The organism is Lactobacillus taiwanensis DSM 21401, assembly GCF_001436695.1.
GTDB classification, from domain to species: domain Bacteria; phylum Bacillota; class Bacilli; order Lactobacillales; family Lactobacillaceae; genus Lactobacillus; species Lactobacillus taiwanensis.
This window is the reverse complement of record NZ_AYZG01000015.1, coordinates 1-3,187: the sequence shown is the minus strand read 5'-3', so window position 1 is coordinate 3,187 and position 3,187 is coordinate 1. Positions and strand designations below refer to the sequence as shown.

Genomic DNA, 3,187 nt, shown 5'->3' with positions numbered 1-3,187 from the left:
AGCACGGCGACTACCTACCCTCGCAGGCAGTTTCCCACCAACTACTCTCGGCGTTAAGAAGCTTAACTTCTGTGTTCGGCATGGGAACAGGTGTATCCTTCTTGCCATCGCCACCGTACTCTTTCTTGAGCTTTTACACTCAAAACTGAATATAATCTTCTGCTCTAAACCTTTGAGCTTTGGTCAAGTGCTCGACTGATTAGTACTAGTCCGCTCCACATATCACTATGCTTCCACTCCTAGCCTATCTACCTCATCGTCTTTAAGGTGTCTTACTGCTTACGCATCGGAAATCTCATCTTGAGGGGGGCTTCGCACTTAGATGCTTTCAGCGCTTATCCCTTCCATACATAGCTACCCAGCGATGCCTTTGGCAAGACAACTGGTACACCAGCGGTATGTCCATCCCGGTCCTCTCGTACTAAGGACAGCTCCTCTCAAATTTCCTACGCCCACGACGGATAGGGACCGAACTGTCTCACGACGTTCTGAACCCAGCTCGCGTGCCGCTTTAATGGGCGAACAGCCCAACCCTTGGGACCGACTTCAGCCCCAGGATGCGACGAGCCGACATCGAGGTGCCAAACCTCCCCGTCGATGTGAACTCTTGGGGGAGATAAGCCTGTTATCCCCAGGGTAGCTTTTATCCGTTGAGTGATGGCCTTTCCATGCAGTACCACCAGATCACTAAGCCCGACTTTCGTCCCTGCTCGAGGTGTACCTCTCGCAGTCAAGCTCCCTTATACCTTTACACTCTGCGAATGATTTCCAACCATTCTGAGGGAACCTTTGGGCGCCTCCGTTACATTTTAGGAGGCGACCGCCCCAGTCAAACTGCCCACCTGACACTGTCCTCCAGAACGCTCAGCTCTGTGAGTTAGAGGATCCATCAAACAAGGGTAGTATCCCAACATTGCCTCCGGTAAGACTAGCGTCCTACTTTCTCTGGCTCCTACCTATCCTGTACATGTTTAACAAATACTCAATATCAAGCTACAGTAAAGCTCCATGGGGTCTTTCCGTCCTGTCGCGGGTAACCCGCATCTTCACGGGTATTATAATTTCACCGAGTCTCTCGTTGAGACAGTGCCCAAATCATTACACCTTTCGTGCAGGTCGGAACTTACCCGACAAGGAATTTCGCTACCTTAGGACCGTTATAGTTACGGCCGCCGTTTACTGGGGCTTCAATTCAAACCTTCGCTTTCGCTAAGCTCTCCTCTTAACCTTCCAGCACCGGGCAGGTGTCAGCACCTATACGTCATCTTACGATTTTGCAGATACCTGTGTTTTTGATAAACAGTTGTTTGGGCCTATTCACTGCGGCTGATATTTTACTATCAGCACCCCTTCTCCCGAAGTTACGGGGTCATTTTGCCGAGTTCCTTAACGAGAGTTCTCTCGCTCACCTGAGTGTTCTCCACTCGACTACCTGTGTCGGTTTGCGGTACGGGTAAAATTGTTCTGGCTAGAAGCTTTTCTTGGCAGTGTGACATCATGACCTTCGCTACTTTTATTTCACTCCGCGTCACAGCTTGAAATCTAAAGACAAGCATTTGACTCATCTTTTTTCTTACTGCTTGCACATGTATTTCCAGCAACATGCGTCATTAGCCTCCTGCGTCCCTCCTTTGCTCTTATCGAACAATTTCAGTACAGGAATCTCTACCTGTTGTCCATCGGCTACGCCTCTCGGCCTTACCTTAGGTCCCGACTTACCCTGGGCGGACGAGCCTGCCCCAGGAAACCTTAGTCTTTCGGCGGATAGGATTCTCACCTATCTTTCGCTACTCATACCGGCATTCTCACTTCTAAGCGCTCCATTAGTCCTCTCGATCTAACTTCACCGCACTTAGAACGCTCTCCTACCACGCATATAATATATGCATCCACAGTTTCGGTACTATGCTTAGCCCCGGTACATTTTCGGCGCAGCGTCACTCGACTAGTGAGCTATTACGCACTCTTTAAATGGTGGCTGCTTCTAAGCCAACATCCTAGTTGTCTACGCAACTCCACATCCTTTTCCACTTAGCATAGATTTGGGGACCTTAACTGGTGATCTGGGCTGTTTCCCTTTCGACTACGGATCTTATCACTCGCAGTCTGACTCCCGTGCATTGATATCTGGCATTCGGAGTTTATCTGGATTCAGTAACCCCTGACGGGCCCCTAGTCCAAACAGCGCTCTACCTCCATTATCATTCACACGAGGCTAGCCCTAAAGCTATTTCGGAGAGAACCAGCTATCTCCAAGTTCGTTTGGAATTTCACCGCTACCCACAACTCATCCCCGCGATTTTTAACTCACGTGGGTTCGGTCCTCCAGCGTGTTTTACCACGCCTTCAACCTGGTCATGGGTAGGTCACTTGGTTTCGGGTCTACGTCATGATACTCTTTCGCCCTCTTCAGACTCGCTTTCGCTCCGGCTCCGTCTTTTCTGACTTAACCTTGCACCATAACGTAACTCGCCGGTTCATTCTACAAAAGGCACGCCATTACACTTTAATGTGCTCTGACTACTTGTAGGCACACGGTTTCAGGTTCTTTTTCACTCCCCTTCCGGGGTTCTTTTCACCTTTCCCTCACGGTACTGGTTCACTATCGGTCACTAGTTAGTATTTAGCCTTGCGAGATGGTCCTCGCGGTTTCAATCGGGATTCCTCGTGTCCCGACCTACTCAGGATCCTGCTAAGTCTCTCTGCAATTTCGCTTACGGGGCTTTCACCCTCTCTGGCTTATCTTTCCAGATAATTCTGCTATCACTTCAAGTACTATATCGCAGTCCTACTACCCCAACTGGCAAGCCAGCTGGTTTGGGCTCTTTCCTGTTCGCTCGCCGCTACTTGGAAAATCGATTTTTCTTTCTCTTCCTGCAGCTACTTAGATGTTTCAGTTCACTGCGTCTTCCTTCATTAGCCTTAACAGCTAATGATAATACCTCGCGGTATTGGGTTCCCCCATTCGGATATCTCCGGATCATTGCTTACTTACTGCTCCCCGAAGCCTTTCGTGGTTCGTCACGTCCTTCATCGGCTTCTAGTGCCTAGGCATTCACCATGCGCCCTTTTCTACTTGACCTATTTCAAGTTGAGTTTCTCTCTCTTCTCGGTCGCTCTTCAATCTGTTTTCTTCGATTGTCTCGGTTTTTTGCTTTAGATTATATTCAGTTTTCAATGTACTAAC

At 49.0% G+C, this 3,187-nt stretch carries 2 rRNA genes; both read right to left on the bottom strand.

Going from position 1 to position 3,187, the window contains the following annotated elements:
* Nucleotide 1: 1 nt before the first annotated feature.
* Nucleotides 2-118, bottom strand: a 5S ribosomal RNA gene (rrf, locus tag FD18_RS03220).
* 61 nt (nt 119-179) lie between these two features.
* Nucleotides 180-3,082: ribosomal RNA gene (locus FD18_RS03215) — 23S ribosomal RNA — on the bottom strand.
* Nucleotides 3,083-3,187: the final 105 nt, after the last annotated feature.